A 20,712-nucleotide genomic window follows, 5' to 3' on the forward strand; every position below is an offset into this window, starting at 1 on the left:
TGTGATTGGCGATCAAATCCTTATGCAAGCGGTTTTATCAGTACAGAACAGGACAGTATTTTAGTTTAAAAAGAATAAATTCGCTATTATAAATTTCAAATCTGCAATTAAAAAACACATAAGATAATGAGCACAGCAGAACGTACTTTTAAGCATGTCAACTACCTCTGGGACGAGCAAAAAGCCCAAGAACTAGAAGGAGACGAGGTAGCCCTTTTGATCTACCGTTCCAATATCCTTGGATCGGATCTCCGCATCACCAATTACGGTGGGGGAACACGAGTTGCAAGACCACGGAAGTCGATCCCTTGACCAAGGAAGAGACAGAGGTGATGTGGGTAAAGGGCTCCGGTGGGGACATCGGCACCCTGAAGAGAAGTGGCCTTGCCGGTCTGTACATGGAGAAGCTGCATTCGCTGAAGAATGTGTACAGGGGCTTGGAGTTTGAAGACGAGATGGTAGGTTTGTTCAACCACTGCATCTATGACCTGGACTCCAAGGCACCTTCCATTGATACGCCCTTGCATGCTTTCTTGCCGTTCAGGCACATCGACCACCTGCATCCTGATGCGGCCATTGCGATTGCGGCCTCGAAGGACGGTGAGAAGATTACCCAAGAGCTTTTCGAAGGACAGATTGCGTGGGTACCCTGGCAGCGCCCAGGATTTGACCTGGCCCTGCAATTGGAAAAAGCCCTGAACGACAATCCCGGTATCCGTGGCATCATGTTGGGCGGCCATGGACTGTTCACCTGGGGCGATACGGCCTATGAGTGCTATATCAACAGCCTTGAGATCATCGACAAAGCTTCTGAGTACCTGGAGGAGAACTATGGCAAGGACCGTCCGGTATTCGGTGGGCAAAAGCTGGAGTCCTTGGCCCCTGAACAGCGTAAAGAGCAGGCTTCCATCATCGCCCCCGTGCTAAGGGGACTGGCTTCCGGATACAACAGAATGGTCGGCCATTTCACCGACGATGAGCGCGTACTCCAGTTTGCCAACAGCCATGACCTGGAAAAACTGGCACCGCTGGGAACGAGCTGTCCCGACCACTTCCTGAGGACAAAGATCAGGCCTTTGGTACTGGATTTCCCTGCTGATATTGACCTGGGCAACGCAGAAGAGATCAAGGAAAAGCTGGACAGGGATTTCGAAGAGTACAGGGCGTACTACAAAAAATATTACGAGGACCATAAGCGGGACAACAGTCCGGCCATGCGAGACCCGAATCCCGTGGTGATCATTTGGCCAGGCGTGGGGATGTTCTCCTATGCCAAAAACAAGCAGACCGCACGTGTGGCCAGCGAATTTTACATCAACGCCATCAACGTAATGCGCGGGGCGGAAGCTGTTTCCGAGTATGTGGCCCTGCCGCTCCAGGAGGCTTTTGATATTGAGTACTGGTTGCTGGAAGAAGCAAAGCTCCAGCGTATGCCCAAGGAACAACCACTTTCCAGAAAAGTGGCATTGGTGACCGGTGGTGCAGGCGGTATCGGCAAGGCGATTGCCGACAAGCTGGCCGGTGAAGGTGCCTGCGTATTCATCACGGACATCAACCAGGACCGTCTGGACGAGGCTGTAGGGACTTATTCCAAAGATGTCGGTGGCGGTGCAGTGATGGACGTGACCAAGGGTGACGACATCGTAAAGGCCTATAAGGAAGCTGCCCTGAAGTTTGGTGGTGTGGACATCATCATCAACTGTGCCGGGCTGGCGATTTCCAAGCCGATCGAGCAGACCTCCGAGAAAGACTGGGACCTGCTACAGGATATTCTGGTAAAAGGACAGTTTGCCGTATCCAAGGCGGGAGTGGAAACCCTGAGGGCGCAGAACCTTGGCGGTGACATTATCAATATTGCCAGTAAAAATGCCCTGGTATCCGGTCCCAACAATGTAGGTTATGGTACTGCCAAAGCCGCCCAGGTGCACATGAGCCGTCTTCTGGCCGCTGAGCTTGGTAAGGACAAGATCCGCGTAAACGTGGTGAACCCTGATGCCGTGATCGAAGGAAGCAAGATCTGGGAAGGCGAATGGGCAAAAGGAAGGGCCAAAGCCTATGGCATCACCGTGGAAGAGTTGCCGGCCTTCTATGCAAAAAGAACAATCCTGAACGAGATCATCGGTGTGGATGACATCGCCAATGGTGTCTTTGCCTTTGTAGGCGGTCACCTGAGCAAGTGTACAGGTAATATTCTGAATGTAGATGGCGGAGTGGCCGCTGCTTTTGTGAGATAATTATGCGAATAGACAAGCAAAGAATAAAAGAAATGAACGATCAAGCTCTCCCGGACCACCGGGAGGGTTTTGATCATTTGGACAGCGTACTGGGAAAGAAGGGCATCGATGTCAATGCCCTTGTGGGAAAGCTAAAGGAATTCCAGGTGGCCGTGCCCAGCTGGGCACTGGGCACCGGAGGCACACGTTTCGGGAGGTTTCCCGGAGGCGGTGAGCCAGGAACCTTGGAGGACAAGATAGCCGATGTGGGGCTGTTGCACCAGTTGAGCCAATCTGCGGGAGCGATCTCGCTGCACATTCCCTGGGATATCCCCAAGGATGTGAAGGCCATTAAGGAACTGGCCGCTTCGCACGGGCTGATCTTCGACGCGGTGAACTCCAATACCTTTCAGGACCAGCCTGACCAAGAGCTTTCCTATAAGTTCGGGTCGCTTTGCCATGCGGACAGGGCAGTCAGAAAACAGGCCGTGGACCATAACCTTGAAGTGATCAGATATGGTGATGCCCTCGGCTCCAAGTCGCTGACCGTTTGGTTGGCGGACGGATCGTCTTTCCCGGGACAGCTGAATTTCAAGAAGGCTTTCCGGCGTACCCTGGAATCGCTTCAGGAAATCTATGCGGGCATGCCTTCCGACTGGAAGATGTTTGTGGAATACAAGCCCTATGAGCCGAATTTCTACTCTACCGTCATCCAGGACTGGGGCACCTCCCATATGCTGGCCGATAAGTTGGGCGACCGTGCCTACAGCTTGGTGGACCTTGGCCACCACCTGCCCAATACCAATATCGAGCAGATCGTGGCGACGCTGATGATGGAGGGCAAGCTGGGCGGCTTCCACTTCAACGATTCCAAGTACGGCGATGATGACGTGACCGTTGGCTCGCTGAAGCCCTACCAGTTGTTTTTGATCTTCAACGAACTGGTGGACGGCATGGAAGACCCTACATCGGACAATCCCTACCCTGCCTGGATGATCGATGCCAGCCATAACCTGAAGGATCCGTTGGAGGACCTGCTTCAATCACTGGAAGCGATCAAACTGGCCTATGCACAGGCACTGTTGGTGGACCGTGTGGCACTGGAAGAGGCCCGGGAAAACAATGATCCTTCCCTGGCACAGGAAATCCTTCAGGCAGCCTACCGTACGGATGTCCGTCCACTGTTGGCGGAAGCCAGGTTACAGTCAGGAGGGGCCCTGGATCCGATAGGTACTTATCGAAGACTCAATGTCCGGAAGGAACTGATCGCCCAGCGTGGCGAGAAGGTGATCTCCACGGGACTGTAACAGGGCCGTCATAGCTTTGCCTTAGGCCCTTATCATAACATCAATACAATCCATTACAGCAACTTCCGGCAATCCGTTCATTTCCTTTTTCACGGGTTTAATAGGTTTGAGAATTTTCTTCTGAAAAATTGAACTGGATTGCCGGTTTTGTATTACCAGCTTCCAACGTGAAGTCTAATTAACTTACCCCATGACGCCAATACCGGTAATTGCCATATTTGATATAGGAAAGACCAACAAGAAGTTCTTTTTGTTTGATGGGCACAGCAATGAAATCAAGCAGGAGTACAACAAGATTCCGCTGACAGCGGACGAGGATGGTTTTGAATGTGATGACCTGGCAGCATTGACGGATTGGATAAGGTCCAGTGTTGAGGGCATCTGCCGGTCACCGGACTATGAGCTCAAGGGGATCAATTTTTCCACTTATGGCGCGTCGTTTGTCCATATTGGCGAGGATGGCGAGCCGCTGACACCACTTTATAATTACCTGAAGGAAATCCCCCAAGAGGTGCTTGACGGGTTTTACCGGCGCTATCCCGAGGAGGCCAACAACCTGGAGACCGCTTCCCCTTCATTGGGCATGCTGAATTCCGGGCTGCAGCTGTACTGGCTGAAGAAGACGAGACCGGCACTGTTTGCCAAGATCAGACACTCCCTGCACTTCCCCCAGTACCTGAGCTATCTGTTTACGGGCAAGGCGGTGAGCGAGCCCACTTCCATCGGCTGCCATACACGTCTCTGGGACTTCCAAAAAGGCCAGTACCATGATTGGGTGAAGGCGGAAGGCATTGACCGGGTGCTCCCAGAGATTGTACCGACGGGCCAATTGTACACGGCAGCGATCTGTGGTCGAAAAGTGGATGTCGGTGTAGGTATCCACGACAGTTCCTCGGCGCTTGCTTCTTATCTGGTGCGGGTAAAGGAACCGTTCCTGTTGATCTCCACCGGCACCTGGAGCATTTCCCTCAACCCGTTTACCCAGGATCCACTGACACGGGAAGAACTCCACAATGACTGCCTGAATTTCCTCAGTATAGATGGCAGCCCGGTGAAGGCATCCCGCTTTTTTATGGGCTACGAGTTCAATTACCAGATGGACCGCATCAACAGGCATTTTGACAAGCCCGACAAATATTACAAGACGGTACCTGCCGACCCGGCAATCATCCAGCAAATCAAGGACGGAAAGGTCCGCAATACGTTTTGTCCGGAGCATATCGCGGAGACACCATTGGTGAAGTCCCTTTACGGCGGCAATGAGTGGGAGCCCGGGGCATTTGCCTCTTTTGAAGAGGCCTACCACCATTTGATCTGGGGGCTGACGCTGCTGCAGGTAGCGTCGCTCAAATTGGCAAGGGGGAATTCCGCTATCCAGAAGGTCTTTGTCGACGGCGGCTTTGTCCACAATGAGGTGTTCATGGAGCTGCTGGGGCATTATTTGCCAGACTGCGAGCTGGTGTTTTCGGACTTCCCACTGGGATCGGCCTACGGCGCGGCCCTGGTGCTGGAGGCCAGCGAGAAGAAGATGGTGTAGAAGTCCGAAGACTTCGGGAAGTTATGGTCGCAAGTCTGGAGACTTGGACCAATTAAGCCCTGGTCCAAGTCTCCAGACTTGCGACCTCATACCTTATGGAAGTCTTCAGACTTCCCCTTTTTTTTATTAGCTTGTTTTAAAGAATTTTAAAATGAGCAGAAAATACCAGATCAGGGATCAGGATGGATTGTATTTTGTGACTTTTACCATTGTGAGGTGGATTGATGTTTTTACCAGGAATTGCTACAAGGATATTTTTATCAATTCATTGAAGTATTGTCAGGAAAACAAGGGGTTGGAAGTATATGCTTTTGTTATTATGACAAATCATGTTCATCTAATTATCGGTAGAAATGGTGAAGTGCCCATTCAGGCGATTATCCGAGACATGAAAAAATACACTGCCGTGAAAATTTTAGAGGCTATTGAGCGAAGCGCGGAAGAAAGTAGGCAGGATGGTTATTGTATTTTTTTGAGAGAGCAGGAAGTTTCAAGGCCAGCAATACCAAATATCAATTTTGGCAGCACCATAGTCACCCCCTAGAGTTAAATTCAACCAAGAAGACGATAAACTATTTGAACTATATTCATCAGAATCCAGTGAGGGCTGGAATTGTATATCAGCCAGAGGATTATGTTTATAGCAGTGCTGCAAATTATGCAGGGATGGTGGATAAGGTGTTGGACGTGAGGTTTATTGGGTGAGAAGTCCGGAGAAGTCTGGAGACTTTGGGAAGTTATGGTCGCAAGTCTGGAGACTTGGACCAATGAGGGACTTGAACCAATTAGGAGACTTGGACCAATGAGTGAATTAGGCCGGAATATGAAAACCTTCAATATTGATCTATAAAATCACTTTTTATAGATCGTTTTTTCGTTAATATTGATCTATAAAGCGTATATTTATAAATCATGACTTGGAACTGGCAACATACAAATTGGCCTCAATTCATTTATAACACGGAGGATTTTAAAGAACATGAACTGCAATTTTTCGAAAAAGCAGGGATGTTGAATGGAAGCATTCAGCATATTGATCAGGCTGACCAAACGTTGATAACTATTGACCTGATAAGTAATGAGGCGTTCAAAACCTCTGAGATTGAAGGTGAACTACTTAATCGGGACTCGCTCCAATCCTCGATCAGAAGACAGTTTGGGCTTCAAACGGATTACCGTCGAGTGGAGCCGGCAGAGCAGGGTATAGCTGAAATGATGGTTCATCTCTACAGGAATTATCACACCCCACTTGATAAGGAAACATTATGCCTTTGGCATAAAATGATCACCAACGGGAGGATGGACCTTAAAAACATTGGAACATATAGAACCCATGAGGATCCAATGCAAGTGGTTTCCGGGCCTATGGGGAGAGAGATTATCCATTTTGAAGCGCCTCCTTCAAGCCGGATTCCAGAAGAAATGAGCGGCTTTATTAGATGGTTTAATGATACAGAAAGGAGCGGGAGAAAGGAAGGGGCAAGTTTGGTAAGGGCTGCAGTGGCCCATCTCTATTTTGAATGTATTCATCCGTTTGAAGATGGAAATGGACGGGTCGGAAGGGGTATTTCAGAAAAGTCATTATCCCAAAGCTTGGGCAGACCGACCTTGATTGCCTTGTCCCACATTATCGTAGAGAATAAGAAGGGCTATTATCAAGCACTGGAGCGAAACAATCGGGGGCTGGAAATCTCAGATTGGATTTCATATTTCTGTGATACTGTCTTGAAAGCGCAGGATCACACGCAACAGACCATAAATTTTATTATCCAAAAAGGAAAGTTCTACAAGCAATTTGAAGGAAAACTCAATGAACGCCAATTGAAAGTGGTAGACCAGATATTCAGAGAAGGTGTTAAGGGGTTTAAGGGTGGGTTAAGCGCTAAAAATTATAGGAGCATCTCCGGAGCACCAAGTGCTACTGCTACGAGAGATTTGACCAAAATGGTAAAGGTGGGAGCACTAAAAAAAACAGGAGAGCTTAAAAGTACCAGGTATTTCTTGAACATCTAGCCCCAAGGGTTATGCTGATTAATACGAATGGATAAACCACGAATGCACGAATGACTGCAAATGGTCCAAGTCTCCAGACTTGGACCTATATCTTGCAAAAGTCTTTCAGACTTTTAGCCCTTAGGCCTTTTTGCCTGTAACTTAATGTCCACCAAGTCTGAAATGTGGACGGGTTGATTGGTTTCTATACTTTTTCGGGCGGCAATACCGATCAAGATGGACATGGCACCATCCCGCGTGCCGGCTGATTGGCGATAAGGGTCCGCCATATTGGGGTCCTTGAAGAGTTTGTCTTTTAGCCTGACATCCCCGCCACCATGTCCACCACCGCTATGAGGGATGGTGATGATTTCCGTTTCCCCAAAGTTTTTGGTCAAGCGCAGTTCGTCAGCAGGTTTTTCTTCCCATGGTTGGCTTTCTTTGATCCATGCTTCCAGCCTGCCTTCTGTACCATTAAAAGCGATGCGGTAGCCTTCGTAGGGGGAGTAAGTAGTAAGCGAGTAGCTGACTTGGACATCATTCATATAGCGGATTTGTACGGCCATCTTATCATAGATGTCAATGTCTTCCCTGTAGACGCAGCCATCTCGGAGATAGCCATCGTATTCTTCATTATCTACATAGAGGTCCGTGAGGCGTTTGCTTTTGGTGATATCCCAGTAGAAGTCACAATCGGATTTGTGTGGGCAGGGACGACAATTGGTAGAGCGAAAAGGGCCATTTTTACCATAAAACTCCAGTTTTCCAAATGCAAAAACTTCCGCCGGATCGGAATCCAGCCACCAGTTGAGCAGGTCAAAGTGGTGGGTGGCTTTGTGTACCAGCAGGGTGCCGCCTTTATCACGGTAACCATGCCAGCGACGGAAATAGGACGCGCCGTGGTCTGTGTCCAAGTACCAGTGGAAGTCCACTGAGGTGACCGTTCCTATTGCCCCTTCATGGAGCAGTTCATAGATTTTTTGACGATGCGGGCTGTAGCGGTAGTTGAAGGTGACGATTACCTGTTTGCCGGTTCGCCGTTCTGCATCCAGTATGTTTTGGCATTTTACCTCATCGGTGGTCATGGGTTTTTCGGTGATGACGTTGGCACCTGCTTCGAGGCCTTTGATGATGAACTGGTCGTGGGTACTGTCCATGGTGGTGACGATAAGTACGTCGGGTTTTACGGTGGCTATCATTTCGTCAAAGTCCACAAAGGTGGGACAATCCACGCCGATGTACTTTTTGCCATAGGCAAGCCGTCCTTCGTTGATGTCAGAAAGTCCGACAAATTCCACTTCGTTTGGATAATCTTCTACGACACTTTTGCCAAACATGCTGGTGCCCCTAATACCGGTTCCTACCAAAGCGACACGTAGCTTTTTGGCAGGATTTTCCCGTAAATGTAAGGCCTTGGCAATGGGGTGGATAAAAAAAGAACCGGCTGCAAGGGTGCCGGACTTGGTAATGAATTTTCTGCGATTTAGGTTGGTAATCTGATCTGACATAATATTTTGGGTTGTTGTTTAATAGCGTTATAATATACCTAAAATGATCTTTATATCTGTACTGTATGTAAGTAAACTATACGAGCGGCTGCGTGAAAATTTGAAATGATCAAATGGAGGATTTTACGGAAAAAGTAATATTTTATAAATAGGTACCAATAGGTTAAGCCCTAAGTTACGGCGTGCCAATGTTAGATAAGTTGGTTGATGATTTCCATTATCAGGTGCCTTTGAAAACTTCTGTATGCTGTTATATGACAAAAATCTATTTGGCAGGAAAATCCATTGCACCCTATTCCTGTGCGACCAAATAAGCGTCAAAAAAAGATGATGGGAGGATTACTTTGTAAGGCTTTTATATTTGCCCCAGTAATAGATCGGGAGGATCAGTGCTTTTAGTTTCCAGTCATTTTTTTCCTTTGTTCCGAGAGATTCATCTCTATGAACTTGGGAGTACATCATCGATGCCATGATGGCATGGCCAAAAAGCAACAAAAAGATGATGGCGTAGATAATTAGTTCTGTCATATGCTTAGCAAATTGATAGGTTTGGAGTGTGGCTTATCGCCGGGTATTTTCAGGGTTAAATGATATTTTCTTTCTATATTGAGTAGCCATCCGGTATTGGAGGAAAGAGCTGCAATATCCATAAATTAATGTTTTTAAAAAAGCGGACGGGGCCATTTGGTTTGAGGGAAATGAAGGACTGGGTCAAGCCGGCGTAGATGATATTTAAGAAAAAGACATACAAATGAAAATTGGTTTGATCAAAGAGGGCAAAGTTCCCGTGGATCGACGGGTAGCCTTTAGCCCGGAACAGTTAAACATCATGAGCAAGCGGTATGAGGGGAAGTTGAGTTTTGTGGTGCAGCGAAGTGATGTGAGAGCCTTTAAAAATGATGAATACGAGGCCGTGGGAATTCCCATGGTAGACGATGTGTCGGATTGTGAGGTGCTGATGGGGATCAAGGAAGTACCGATTCCTTTGCTTATTGGAGATAAGACTTATTTCTTCTTTTCCCATACCATCAAGGCACAGCCTTATAACCGGGGCTTGTTGCAGAAGGTATTGGAGAAAGGTATTCGGCTGATTGACTATGAAGTGTTGAGGAATAGCAGCGAGCGGGTAGTGGCCTTTGGGAGATGGGCAGGCATCGTCGGCGGCTACAACGGTCTTTGGACTTATGGGAAAAAAACAGGGCTTTTTGATATGAAGAGGGCCAAGGACTGTTTTGACCTAAAGGAACTTCATGAGGAGGTAAAAAGTATTCAGCTGCCACCGATCAAAATGGTCATCACCGGCAATGGCCGTGTGGGAAATGGCGTAAAAGAAATCCTGGAAGTAGCAGGGATCCGAGAGGTCAATCCCAAAGAACTTTTGCAGAATTATTACGATGAGCCTGTTTTTGCGCAGTTGGCCATGGAAGATTACAATCGGCGCAAAACCGATGGTGGATATGAAAAAGGAGAGTTTTACAGTCAGCCAGAAAAATATGAAAGCCATTTTCTCAAGTATGCAGAAGTGAGTGATGTGCTTTTTGCTGCAGCTTTTTGGGATCCTAAGGCTCCGAAGCTTTTTGAAAGAAAAGATGTGGCCAGTGAGGATTTTAATCTTTCCGTCATTGCAGATATTACCTGTGATATTGATGGTTCGGTACCGACGACAGTGAAGCCCTGCACGATAGACGATCCGGTTTACGATGTGGACAGAGAGTCGTTTGAGGTGTTGCCGGCTTTTGGCGAACAGCTGAGTATTTCGGTGATGGCCATTGATAATCTCCCTTGTGAATTGCCCCGGGATGCTTCGGAGGATTTTGGAAGACAACTGATGGAAACGGTCATTCCTGCTTTATTGGAAGAGGGAAAACCGATCATTGAGAAAGCGACCATTGCAAAAGCGGGCGAACTGACCACTTACTTTGACTATTTGGAGGATTTTGTCCGTGAAAGTTCCGATGATTTATGAATTCCATTAACACCTATTTAGAGCATACACAGTTAAGCCCTGTCCTTACCGACCAGCAGGTCAATCAGCTGATAAAAGATGCTCACAAGTACCAATTTGCAGGGGTTTGCATACCGCCATTTTGGGTGAAAAAAGTAAAGCGTGAGTTGGGAGATTCAAGCGTACAGGTGGTGACTGTTGTGGGTTTTCCCTTGGGCTATCAAATGACCGAGACCAAAGTCTACGAAACCACGAAAGCGATCGAAAATGGCGCGGATGAAATTGACGTGGTATGGTCGCTCAGTGCGTTTAAGTCAGGGATGAACTGGCCGAAAATCGAATTGGCCAAGCTTTCTTCGGTTTGTCATGAAGCGGGGAGACTTCTTAAGGTCATTGTCGAAACGGCCTATCTGGATGGGGATGAACTGGTAGCCGCCTGTAAAATCTGTGCTGATGCAGGGGTGGATTTCGTGAAGACTTCCACCGGCTTTGCTTCATCAGGGGCCCAACTGGAAGATGTCAAGCTGATGCGGGAGGTATTGCCTGCTCAGGTCGGAATCAAAGCCAGTGGTGGCATCAAGACACTTGACCAGGCAAAGGCTTTTGTACAAGCAGGAGCCGATAGGATCGGTACCAGTGCGGGAGTTCAGATCATGGAGGAATGGCTTTCCCGAAAAGGCTGATCCTATTTTTACCTTTTTTCTAAGAAATTGAGTACCGTCTCAGAAAATCGCTGCGGAATCTCTGTCAGCGCATTATGACCTGTACCGTCGAAGATAATGAATGTGGCATCAGGGATGTTTTTAGCAATCAATTTGGTATGTGCTTCCTTGACATAATCATGTTCACCTGCCATGATCAATGTAGGGCAATTGATCTTGGACAAGGCAGCGGGAGAGATGTTGGGTTCTGACTGTAAGCTCTTTTTGACACGTAAGGAAAATTCCTCCCTTTCGTTTAGTGTGCGACTTTCCAAGTCCTCGATTTGTTTTTCCAACAATTTATTGATTTTGGTATCTACGGAGGTTTTGTCATTATACAATATTGCAGCCATGGTGGCCAGACGGCTGACTTTGTCGGGGTAGTTCATGGCCAGTACCAAGCCGGTGTTGCCACCATCACTCCACCCAAGGACGTTTACTGCTTCTATTCCAAGTTTATCCAAAAAGGCGTTGACATCTTCAGCGTATAGTTCATACGTCAGTTTCCTGCCATCTTCGGTGGATTTGCCATGTCCTCTTGTGTCCAGTGCGATGACCTTATAATGCTTCGCCAAAGTGGGGATAATGCTGGAAAAACTTCCTATGGACATGTCGGCACCATGCAATAGCAACAATGGCTCACCTTCTCCGTAGGTTTCGTAATAGAGGTTTATACCATTGACCTTTACCTGTTTTCCTACCTTATTGTTCCTGCCTATTGCGGTGCTTTCACCATTTACCGTTAGTTTTAAAATATGGTTGTTTTCATGGTTTGGTTCTTTAACGAGGGCAGTACTGTCTTCTTTACTTAAGCACATAAAGGCAGAAAGACCACTGTCTAAATCCTCAAAAGTTCCGTTTACCAAGATGGGTGCGTCATTTTTGTCGCCTTTGATGGTCAATTGTAAGTTGTCTAAGTAATACTCCCCCGCATCTTGGCACAATACCCCAATTAGAAGTTTAATGCCTTTTTTATGGATTTTCCCCGAAAGGGTTAATGCTCTCCAGGCATTATCGTCCATTGGTGCAGGCTCATCACCGAGGTGGTTTTCCAAAAAGCGCCCTTGGTCATCATAGCAAGCTGCAAAACCTATCATTTGGTTGCTAGATTCATACTTGGTAAGAGTGCTGAATGTAAACTTTTTACCCTGATAGTCTCGGATGTCAATGGATTGGACAAAACCTGAATACTTTGCTTGCGCCATAGCATTATTTAACAATCCTAAAAAAATCAGTGTAAGCCCGATAAAAACGTTTTTTTTCATGGAACCTGGAGGTTTTATTAAAAATCACATTAAAATATCATCAATGCCATGACGGCACCTGAAAAAGATCAATTGTGTATTTCAAATGAAGATTTGGGAGGGGCAGTTGCCTGAATTTCCGTTTTTTGTTTTTCCGTATCTAGGTTTGAAGTATCATCATCTTTATTCAGGTAAATCAGAATAAAGGGAATCACGAAGAAAGTCAACAAGATATAAGCAATGCCAATGACCTTTTGCTTGGCGGCATTTTTTCCAAAATAGATGGCCAGCTTTACCGGGATGTTCCTCAAGCCGGGGAAGGGCAAAAATATCAAGGCTCCGATAAAATTGAACAAAAAGTGGACGATGGCAATGGCAATGGCGGCTTCAGTCTTATAAATGGCTGCAATGGCCGCCGTGATAGTAGTGCCGATATTGGCACCAATGATAAAGGGAAATACCTTGTTCAGGGATATTTTTTTTGTGGCGACAGCAGGTACTAAAAGCGAGGTAGTCACTGTACTGGATTGTACCGCAGCAGTAAAAAAGATACCATAGGCAAAAGACCTGTAGGGGAATTTGAAAATGTGTTTGCTGACGTCTTTAAAGCTATTGGACACAAAGGTCTTATAGACTGATGTGGATAGTATCTTGATGGACAAAAACAGTAAAATAACACTTATCACCAGTGCCAAAATGGGGATTTGGATCCAGTCAATGATGATATTACTAATGGATCGTGTAAATATGATATTATAGCTGTAATCTCCTTCTACACCATTGGCCATAGAGAAAAGTGCCTTTGAGAAAAAAGTGGCTATTTTGCTCATAAAGCTGAAGTAATACTCCATTGGTAGCAAAATGATCACGGTAATGATATTAAATAGGTCATGTAGTACTCCAGCAGAAATGGCTTTTCTAAATTCACTTTTCTTCATGATGTAGGTGAAAGAAACCAGTGTGGAAGTGATCGTGGTGCCGATATTGGCTCCCATGACGATAGGTACAGCTTGGGTGATGGATAGGTTGCCTGAGGCTACAACAGCTACCACCATTGCCGTTACGGTACTGCTGGACTGTATCAATGCAGTCATCAGCAGACCAATGAACAATCCTATGAAGGGGTTGTTGGTAGCGAGAAAGATCTCATTGGCCACCTCGTTGTTCATATTGAGCAGAGAGACTGTCAAAAGATCTATGGAGGTCATGAAAAGGATCAGCGCAAATAACATTTGCGCTGCTATGATCCACCTGTGAGTGTAATCTTCTTTTTGGGTCAATTCTGCCATTTAATAATGAGTACTCTGCTTAATAGAAGGCCTAATTTAGGGTAATTCACAAAATAAGGCGAATAACGGGAGATAATTTTGTAAATTATGTAAAGGTTATGTTAACAATGTGCTTTAATAAGTTAAACAGATATTTTTCGCCTCAGTATTTTATTTTTAAATGTAATGTTTTTTATTGGGATAATTTTGTTGCTTGGTGAAATTAAGGCATATTGTAACATGTTAAGAGGTTGTATTTAAGTGTTGACATTATTTTAACAATTTCATAACATATAACTCTTATAAAGTTACTTAACTTTGTGGCCGAGTAAAAAATCCTCTCGATAATCGCCAAAAACAAATCTATGGCTAAATTAAAAGATCAAAACATTAACCAGGACGCATTGTCAAAAGCGGCCTATTCACTTTTTGATTTTACTAAGAAAGAAAAATCCTTTTTAATTGTCTTATGTATTCTGGTTTCCATTGCTGGTTTTATTACCCAGTACACTTATGCCGCTATGTGGTTTGGGTTTTCCCTAGCTGCCTACTCAGCGATCGGTAACGACAGTATTCAGACCATCGGAACCTTTATAGCTTCCAATCAGCGTAGAAAGTGGTATTGGCTATGGTTTTTTATGGGAGGGATTTTTGTGGCTACGGCGATATATAGCTGGGTGACCTATGGAGGAGATGTCAGCTATCAGCGCCTTTATGTAAAAGGACTGGACAAAGCCCCTGAGAAGTTTGTATTCCTCCAACTCGCGTCACCTATTGTGCTGATGGTGATGACCCGGTTACGGATGCCTGTTTCCACAACGTTTTTGTTGCTTAATGTTTTTACATACAAAGCAGGAACAATTGCCGGGGTGGTACAGAAGAGTTTGATCGGTTATTTATTGGCCTTTGTCATAGCGATTGTGGTATGGTTTGTATTGGAGAAGTTTGTCACAAGTTATCTAAAAGGTAAAACCAAAAACTACTGGTATGTACTCCAGTGGATTACTTCGGGGACACTTTGGTCGCTGTGGTTGATGCAAGATGCTGCAAATATTGCGGTGTTCTTGCCGAGGGTCTTGAATATTTATGAATTTGTGGCCTATGCTGGCTTTATTTTCTTTGGGATGGGATTTCTGTTTTACTTTAAAGGAGATCGTATCCAAGGTATCGTCAATGAAAAAACACAGGTAACCGATGTGAGGGCTGCGACCATCGTGGATTTTGTGTATTGTATTCTGCTGTTCTACTTTAAGATGCACAGTAAAATGCCGATGAGTACCACTTGGGTGTTTATTGGACTTTTAGGAGGACGGGAAATCGCCATTGCATTGGCCAAGTCAAAAAAATTGAAGAAGAGGAAAGCTAGGCTGGTACGCGCTTATTTGTTGGCAAGAAATGATGTGTTTAAAGCGGCCATCGGATTGATTGTCTCCTTGATACTGGCACTTATTATTAATGAAGGTGTCAGGGAAGAAGTTTTCAATTTGATCTTTTAAGAATTATAGAAGCGGCGGAAGCCGCTTTTTTTTTGCCTCATTATTAAAACCTTGCGTCCTGAAATAGCTTGGGGCTTTGTCTGTCGCTAAATTTACCTTAACTTCATTTGCCAAAATCACCTGGTATGGAATTGTATACACCTGAATATTTTATGAATGAGGCCTTGAAGCAGGCAAAAACGGCTTTTGAGGAAGGTGAAATTCCAGTAGGAGCAGTGATGGTCTGTAGAAATAGGGTAATAGCAAGGGCTTATAACCAAACGGAGAAGCTTACTGATGTTACTGCCCATGCTGAAATCTTGGCGATCACCTCAGCCTCAGATTCCCTTGGGGCAAAATACCTCACAGAGTGTGAATTATATGTCACATTGGAGCCATGCGTGATGTGTGCAGGAGCCAGTTTTTGGGCACAGCTAGGTGGTATTCATTTTGCAGCCTCTGATCCTAAGAGGGGGTATGGCAGGATGAACGAAAACCTATTGCACCCCAAGACCAAGGTAAGTCGGGGCTTGATGGAGACGGAGGCGAAAGAGTTATTGGATGCCTTTTTTCGAAAATTGAGAAAGTAGGATTTTCAGACATATTATAGAACTCTTTTGACGTTATCTTGGTTGAAAAGATAAGTGATTTTAGAAGTAAGGAATTATTTTAATGTTTAACCATAAAATTTTATAAACAATGGCTTTTGAATTACCAAAACTACCGTATGACTACAATGCATTGGAACCAAATATCGATGCTAAGACAATGGAAATCCACTATGGAAAACACCACAATGGTTATGTAACTAAATTGAACGATGCTGTTGCGGGAACTGACTTGGAAGGTAAAAGCCTTGAGGAATTGATGAAAGTAGCCGGTTCTAACGGAGCGGTAAGAAATAACGGTGGAGGACACTTTAACCACTCTCTTTTCTGGACCATCCTATCTCCAAATGGTGGAGGTCAGCCTTCAGGAGATTTAGCTTCTGATATCGACGCCAAGTTTGGGTCTTTTGATGCATTCAAAGAAGAATTTAACAAAGCCGCTGCTACCAGATTCGGTTCAGGTTGGGCTTGGTTGTGTGTAGATAAGAACAAAGAGCTATGTGTATGCTCTTCGCCAAACCAAGACAACCCATTGATGGACATCGCTGAGTGCCCAGGTACTCCAATCCTCGGACTTGATGTATGGGAACACGCTTACTACCTGAACTACCAAAACAGAAGACCTGATTATATCTCTGCTTTCTGGAATGTGGTAAACTGGGAAGAAGTGAGCAAAAGATATGCTGCCGCCAAATAAGCTGGACGGCCAACGTATAATTAACTGAGAAACATCCTCGATTCGCTGAAGCGGGTCGGGGATTTTTTTTGCATCAAAAAGAGCTAAGCGGGGATTGGCTAATAACCTCAGTTCGATTATAAAACCGTTTCCGTACAGTGGTCGGCACATGCACTGCGAGGCTTAGGGGGAGAGTTGAGGGGTGGAAGCCGTGGCAGCTCGCCGCGGCGAGTTGCCACACCCTTTTCCAACCCACATCCTCCTAAAAAGGGTTCGCAATGACGCTTTTTATACTAAAAATAAGTCGAGCTCAGGTTAATTAGTTATCGGCTGGTTGTAATTTTTGGGTTCTATATGATTTACTGAGGGTAACTTTTATTTTGTTTGCCAAATAATAGCGTGACTATCACTTTGTTACCTTGTTACTTTTTTGCTTCAGGTCAAAAAAGTAACCAAGAAAACCCAGAATGAAACAACGCTTTTCTGTGCTTTCCGCGGTTTCTGTGAGGACCTATTTCATGTCTCTCCTGATAGAGTGAACAGACTGTTTGTAAATGAACGATCAGATTGTACGAAACCGTACACTTTTCTTAAAGGTTGTTTTTATAAGTAGTTGAAATACAATTAAATACAAAATAATTTTTGGTCTGGCACTGCTTTTTCTAAAGGTAGGTCATAGCATCGAAACTGAAACAATTATGAAAATACCTTACCAATTAAGCACTGTCTTGTTTTTCTTCCTCTTGGGTATGAGCCAAGCATTGGCGCAGCAGTCGGGAAAGCTCAGTGGCAGAGTAGAAGATACAAATGGAGAAGTGTTGCCCTTTGCCAATATTTCACTTTTAAAGGCAGGATCTGGGGATATGATTGCCGGGGCAGTTTCTGACGAAAATGGGACGTTCGAAATAAGCACTTCAGCAGCTGGACAGATGATCCTAAGCGTGTCTTCGATTGGTTATAAGACTTACTCTTCCGGTGCTTTTGAGATGACATCTGGAATGAAAAAGGACTTCGATGTTATCAGGATCGAAGAAGAGGCGACCGCTCTCGACGCAGTAGAAGTGAGAAGTAGTCGGCCGGAAGTGATGATAGAAGCAGATAGGACCATCGTAAATGTCGAAGGTACCGTCATGGCAGAAGGCAGTACGGCACTTGATGTGGTGGGCAGGTCTCCCGGGGTCTATGTGGATGCAGATGGAAACATCAACCTAAATGGACGCTCTGGTGTGATCGTGCTGATCGATGATCGCCAAACCTATATGAGCGCTAAGGATTTGGCCAATTTTCTTAGGGCCATGCCTGCGGATAATATCAAAAGCATAGAGGTGATCAATAATCCCCCGGCAAAATACGATGCCGAAGGTGCGGCAGGCGTGCTCAATATCCAATTGAAAAAGAACGATTATAACGGAATGAATGGCAGTATTCAGGCGGGGAATTACTATAACGGTCGCCATGCTCCCTTTGCAGGAGGAAGCCTGAACCTCAAGCGAGGCAAATGGACTACCAATGTCAGCCTAAACTATAATACCTGGGTAAGGGATATTGATCTACAGATCCTTAGGCGGTTTAAAGAAGAAAATGGAACTTCTGAGTTTGACCAAGATGCCTTACTTGAGTTGGGTGGTGAGAACTTATTTCTTACAGGAGGTGCCGATTATCAAATTGACAAAAAGCATTCAGTAGGGTTTAACTTCCAAGCCTCAGACTATAATGGAAAAGAAGATGGGAATTCACTTACTGATATTTCCAATCCAGATAATGGAGACATCAATCACCTTCAGGCACTCAATGACAGTGAATCAGACAATAGGAGGTTTTTTACCAATTTTCACTACGTTGGTAATTTGGATACCTTGGGTACAAAGCTCTCGGCCGATGTGGATTACACGGTCGTGGATGGAGGAAGCCTTAGTCTCCTGACCAATAATTACTGGGTCAATGAAGCTACCGAAGCGGGTACCATGGACAGGATAAGGACGGACAATGATATGGAGTATACCATTTTTACGGCCAAGGTGGATTTTACCAAACCCTTAAGCGAAAAAGTAAAGCTGGAAACGGGAGTGAAGGGCAGCTGGGTAGAGTCCGATAATATGCTGGATATCTCAAAAAGCGTAGAGGATGGGCCCTTTGAGCCAGATCAGAACAGTAACCATTTTATTTACAATGAAAATGTCCTGGCAGCATATGCCTCCGTAAAATCTCCATTGGGCAAAAAACTTGACTTCCAAGCAGGGCTTAGGATGGAGTATTCGAATATCAAGGGAAACTCTGTAACGCTCAACGAAGTCAATACACAAAACTATGTAAACCTATTTCCAAGTATGTTTTTACAGCATAAGGTTTCCGACAATTACTCCATTACCTATAATGTCAACAGGAGAATTACCCGTCCCAATTATCGCTCGCTAAACCCGTTTGTGTTTTACATCGATCCACTGACGACCGAGCAGGGGAATCCAAACCTGAAGCCTCAGTATGCCAATAACTTTGAGATGAGCCACGTGTTTAAGCAGGCATATCAGTTCACTTTGGCATATTCCAGAACGACCAATTCCATCGATCAAGTGATGATCCAGAACGATGAAACGAAGGAAACGACCCTTCAAGTGCAAAATTTCGATAAGTCAGAAGATGTTAGTCTTAGGATGTTGGTACCCGTGGAGATAGCAGAGTGGTACAGTACGAGTAATATGGTCCAGCTTTATTACAAAGCCTATCAATCACAGTTGGGAGATGACTTTTTGGATGTCAGTCAGTTTTCATACATGGCCAGAACCCAACACAACATCATCCTTCCCAAGGGATTTAAGGTAGAGTTGGTAGCGATGTACTTAAGTCCATTTCTTGAAGGCCAATTAGAACTCAATGGCTTTGGATGGGTGGATGCAGGGATCACCAAAACCTTTAAGGATGACAAGTTCAGTTTGACGGTAAATGGCCAGGATATCTTCAGAACAAGGGGTATAAAAGGTGTGGTCAATTTTGGGGATATCAACACCGATATCCGTCAGTATAATAACCAGCAAGCCGTAAGAGTGACCTTCAGATGGAATTTCTCAAAAGGCGAAAAATTCAACGTATCCAATAGAAGTGGTAGCTCCGAAGAGAGAAACCGGTTGGATTAAACCCGGATTATGCGTTAAGAATCGTAGTGAGAGCTGAAATTGCAAGAAAATCAGTTAGTTTGGAGGCATTAGCGTAGCACCGCTACGGTTATGCCGAAAACTAAAGTGAAACGGCTGATTTTGAAGCAGTTTAAGGTCGCAACACCTGTGCGCCGTGGCGTAGATAGGCTAATGCATATTCCGGGTTAAACAAAGAGGTTGATTTGATTTAATAAAAAAAGGTAGCTTCCATGTGGAGGCTATTTTTTGGTTTCGAGATGTTAACCCAGGTTTACCATTCTTCCAGTGGAAAATCATAAGTGAGTGCCCACTTCCCATTGACCTTTTGATAGATCGCCAGCGAACTCGTAGACGCCTCTTTTGTTTGACAGGAATAGAATATACAGGCAATGGAATAATTCTTCATAAAAGCAGGCTTAGAAGTAGTAATGACATAATCTTTGGAAGAAACATTCGAAGCCAGCTGATATTGGTTTACCGTTGATGATTTATTCGTGTTTAGTGGTTCATCAATCAGTCGAATGCCAAATTGATTGGATTTAAGAAGGTTAAAATATACCTCGTTTTGATGCTTTTCACCTATTTCTCTAAAGGCTTTTTCCGAAACCAGGTTTTTAAAAGGTTTGTCGGTCAGTGGTGATTGGTCGTTTTCTATTTTTTGGTAGGCTTGGGCTAGGGAGCCATGTTCATGCAAGAAGTACTTGATGGGTTGGGTTTGACTGACCAAGTACACGCGGCCGTCGTGTTTGTTGGTTTCTTGTACAAATTGGTCCAGTAAAGCGTACATTTCCCTATTCTCTTGATGTCCACATGCAGTCACAAAAATCAATATAATCAAGGGTATAACAATTCTTTTCATATTGTTGGAATCTAGTGAGGTATTGTTGAGTAGGACATTTCATACGTCATAGGGTTATTGTCATGTTGTTGACAATAAAGGAGTTATATCGAGACGCCAGAAAAGATAAGATATAGGGATTAGTCGCTATAGACAAAAATACTGCTACGCATATGTACGCAAAGTACGTATAGTTATGTTTTTACATAGAAAAGTGTAAAAAATAACCCTTGAACGTTGGTTGCATTCAAGGGTTCTGTTTATGGCTT

The 20,712-nt window shown here is 45.0% G+C and carries 16 protein-coding genes and 1 pseudogene; 12 read left to right on the forward strand and 5 right to left on the reverse strand.

Annotated elements, in window-relative coordinates:
* Positions 1–126: 126 nt before the first annotated feature.
* From DN752_RS13830 to DN752_RS13850, 6 genes and pseudogenes are all read left to right on the forward strand, one after another.
* Positions 127–2,234, forward strand: a pseudogene (locus DN752_RS13830) (bifunctional aldolase/short-chain dehydrogenase).
* Between the two features lie 2 nt (positions 2,235–2,236).
* On the forward strand, positions 2,237–3,520 hold the full coding sequence (locus tag DN752_RS13835) for a TIM barrel protein (RefSeq protein ID WP_112784497.1): 1,284 nt from the start codon (positions 2,237–2,239) through the stop codon (positions 3,518–3,520).
* A 190-nt stretch (positions 3,521–3,710) separates the two neighbouring features.
* A complete protein-coding gene (locus tag DN752_RS13840) occupies positions 3,711–5,057 on the forward strand; it encodes an FGGY-family carbohydrate kinase (RefSeq protein ID WP_112784498.1) in 1,347 nt (448 codons plus the stop codon).
* Between the two features lie 151 nt (positions 5,058–5,208).
* Positions 5,209–5,601, forward strand: a complete 393-nt coding sequence (locus tag DN752_RS13845) for a transposase (RefSeq protein ID WP_245949223.1) — start codon at positions 5,209–5,211, stop codon at positions 5,599–5,601.
* Between the two features lie 32 nt (positions 5,602–5,633).
* Positions 5,634–5,762, forward strand: coding sequence for a hypothetical protein (locus DN752_RS25165; RefSeq protein ID WP_262511679.1), 129 nt, complete (start codon positions 5,634–5,636; stop codon positions 5,760–5,762).
* A 207-nt stretch (positions 5,763–5,969) separates the two neighbouring features.
* On the forward strand, positions 5,970–7,070 hold the full coding sequence (locus DN752_RS13850) for a Fic family protein (RefSeq protein WP_112784499.1): 1,101 nt from the start codon (positions 5,970–5,972) through the stop codon (positions 7,068–7,070).
* Positions 7,071–7,183: 113 nt separating this feature from the next.
* Here DN752_RS13850 and DN752_RS13855 read toward each other — a convergent pair whose 3' ends face one another.
* Both DN752_RS13855 and DN752_RS13860 read right to left on the reverse strand, forming a co-directional pair.
* Entirely contained in the window at positions 7,184–8,557 is a 1,374-nt protein-coding gene (locus DN752_RS13855; protein WP_112784500.1) for a Gfo/Idh/MocA family protein, read from the reverse strand.
* A 339-nt stretch (positions 8,558–8,896) separates the two neighbouring features.
* Positions 8,897–9,085, reverse strand: a complete 189-nt coding sequence (locus DN752_RS13860) for a hypothetical protein (protein WP_112784501.1) — start codon at positions 9,083–9,085, stop codon at positions 8,897–8,899.
* Between the two features lie 223 nt (positions 9,086–9,308).
* Between DN752_RS13860 and DN752_RS13865 the strand changes: the two genes are divergently transcribed.
* Together DN752_RS13865 and deoC are read left to right on the forward strand one after the other, a co-directional pair.
* The gene (locus tag DN752_RS13865; RefSeq protein WP_112784502.1) at positions 9,309–10,523 is read left to right on the forward strand and encodes an NAD(P)-dependent oxidoreductase; all 1,215 of its coding nucleotides are present in this window, start codon (positions 9,309–9,311) and stop codon (positions 10,521–10,523) included.
* Positions 10,520–11,185, forward strand: a complete 666-nt coding sequence (gene deoC, locus DN752_RS13870) for a deoxyribose-phosphate aldolase (protein WP_112784503.1) — start codon at positions 10,520–10,522, stop codon at positions 11,183–11,185. The genes DN752_RS13865 and deoC overlap by 4 nt, the downstream gene beginning before the upstream one ends.
* Before the next feature lie 8 nt (positions 11,186–11,193).
* Here deoC and DN752_RS13875 read toward each other — a convergent pair whose 3' ends face one another.
* Positions 11,194–12,468, reverse strand: coding sequence for an alpha/beta fold hydrolase (locus tag DN752_RS13875; RefSeq protein ID WP_112784504.1), 1,275 nt, complete (start codon positions 12,466–12,468; stop codon positions 11,194–11,196).
* A 68-nt stretch (positions 12,469–12,536) separates the two neighbouring features.
* Entirely contained in the window at positions 12,537–13,736 is a 1,200-nt protein-coding gene (locus DN752_RS13880; RefSeq protein ID WP_112784505.1) for a Na/Pi symporter, read from the reverse strand.
* A 344-nt stretch (positions 13,737–14,080) separates the two neighbouring features.
* Between DN752_RS13880 and DN752_RS13885 the strand changes: the two genes are divergently transcribed.
* The 4 genes from DN752_RS13885 (at position 14,081) to DN752_RS13900 (ending at position 19,605) form a co-directional block, all read left to right on the forward strand.
* Positions 14,081–15,211, forward strand: a complete 1,131-nt coding sequence (locus DN752_RS13885) for a hypothetical protein (protein WP_112784506.1) — start codon at positions 14,081–14,083, stop codon at positions 15,209–15,211.
* Positions 15,212–15,336: 125 nt separating this feature from the next.
* Positions 15,337–15,780 carry a nucleoside deaminase gene (locus DN752_RS13890; protein ID WP_112784507.1) on the forward strand — a complete coding sequence of 148 codons (444 nt, stop codon included), beginning with the start codon at positions 15,337–15,339 and terminating at the stop codon, positions 15,778–15,780.
* Positions 15,781–15,889: 109 nt separating this feature from the next.
* On the forward strand, positions 15,890–16,495 hold the full coding sequence (locus DN752_RS13895) for a superoxide dismutase (protein ID WP_112784508.1): 606 nt from the start codon (positions 15,890–15,892) through the stop codon (positions 16,493–16,495).
* Positions 16,496–17,172: 677 nt separating this feature from the next.
* Positions 17,173–19,605, forward strand: coding sequence for a TonB-dependent receptor domain-containing protein (locus DN752_RS13900; protein ID WP_112784509.1), 2,433 nt, complete (start codon positions 17,173–17,175; stop codon positions 19,603–19,605).
* Between the two features lie 271 nt (positions 19,606–19,876).
* On the opposite strand, the gene DN752_RS13905 is transcribed toward DN752_RS13900, so the two are convergent.
* The gene (locus tag DN752_RS13905; RefSeq protein ID WP_162633218.1) at positions 19,877–20,464 is read right to left on the reverse strand and encodes a hypothetical protein; all 588 of its coding nucleotides are present in this window, start codon (positions 20,462–20,464) and stop codon (positions 19,877–19,879) included.
* Between the last annotated feature and the right edge of the window lie 248 nt (positions 20,465–20,712).

The sequence above is a fragment of the Echinicola strongylocentroti genome, assembly GCF_003260975.1.
Classification (GTDB): Bacteria; Bacteroidota; Bacteroidia; order Cytophagales; family Cyclobacteriaceae; genus Echinicola; species Echinicola strongylocentroti.

Coding starts and splice junctions, on each gene's coding strand:
- DN752_RS13860 (WP_112784501.1), bottom strand. CDS start 9,085: ATGACAGAACTAATTATCTACGCCATCATCTTTTTGTTGCTTTTTGGC.
- DN752_RS13900 (WP_112784509.1), top strand. CDS start 17,173: ATGAAAATACCTTACCAATTAAGCACTGTCTTGTTTTTCTTCCTCTTG.
- DN752_RS13890 (WP_112784507.1), top strand. CDS start 15,337: ATGGAATTGTATACACCTGAATATTTTATGAATGAGGCCTTGAAGCAG.
- DN752_RS13895 (WP_112784508.1), top strand. CDS start 15,890: ATGGCTTTTGAATTACCAAAACTACCGTATGACTACAATGCATTGGAA.
- DN752_RS13855 (WP_112784500.1), bottom strand. CDS start 8,557: ATGTCAGATCAGATTACCAACCTAAATCGCAGAAAATTCATTACCAAG.
- DN752_RS13835 (WP_112784497.1), top strand. CDS start 2,237: ATGCGAATAGACAAGCAAAGAATAAAAGAAATGAACGATCAAGCTCTC.
- DN752_RS13885 (WP_112784506.1), top strand. CDS start 14,081: ATGGCTAAATTAAAAGATCAAAACATTAACCAGGACGCATTGTCAAAA.
- deoC (WP_112784503.1), top strand. CDS start 10,520: ATGAATTCCATTAACACCTATTTAGAGCATACACAGTTAAGCCCTGTC.
- DN752_RS13840 (WP_112784498.1), top strand. CDS start 3,711: ATGACGCCAATACCGGTAATTGCCATATTTGATATAGGAAAGACCAAC.
- DN752_RS13850 (WP_112784499.1), top strand. CDS start 5,970: ATGACTTGGAACTGGCAACATACAAATTGGCCTCAATTCATTTATAAC.
- DN752_RS13905 (WP_162633218.1), bottom strand. CDS start 20,464: ATGAAAAGAATTGTTATACCCTTGATTATATTGATTTTTGTGACTGCA.
- DN752_RS13875 (WP_112784504.1), bottom strand. CDS start 12,468: ATGAAAAAAAACGTTTTTATCGGGCTTACACTGATTTTTTTAGGATTG.
- DN752_RS13845 (WP_245949223.1), top strand. CDS start 5,209: ATGAGCAGAAAATACCAGATCAGGGATCAGGATGGATTGTATTTTGTG.
- DN752_RS13865 (WP_112784502.1), top strand. CDS start 9,309: ATGAAAATTGGTTTGATCAAAGAGGGCAAAGTTCCCGTGGATCGACGG.
- DN752_RS13880 (WP_112784505.1), bottom strand. CDS start 13,736: ATGGCAGAATTGACCCAAAAAGAAGATTACACTCACAGGTGGATCATA.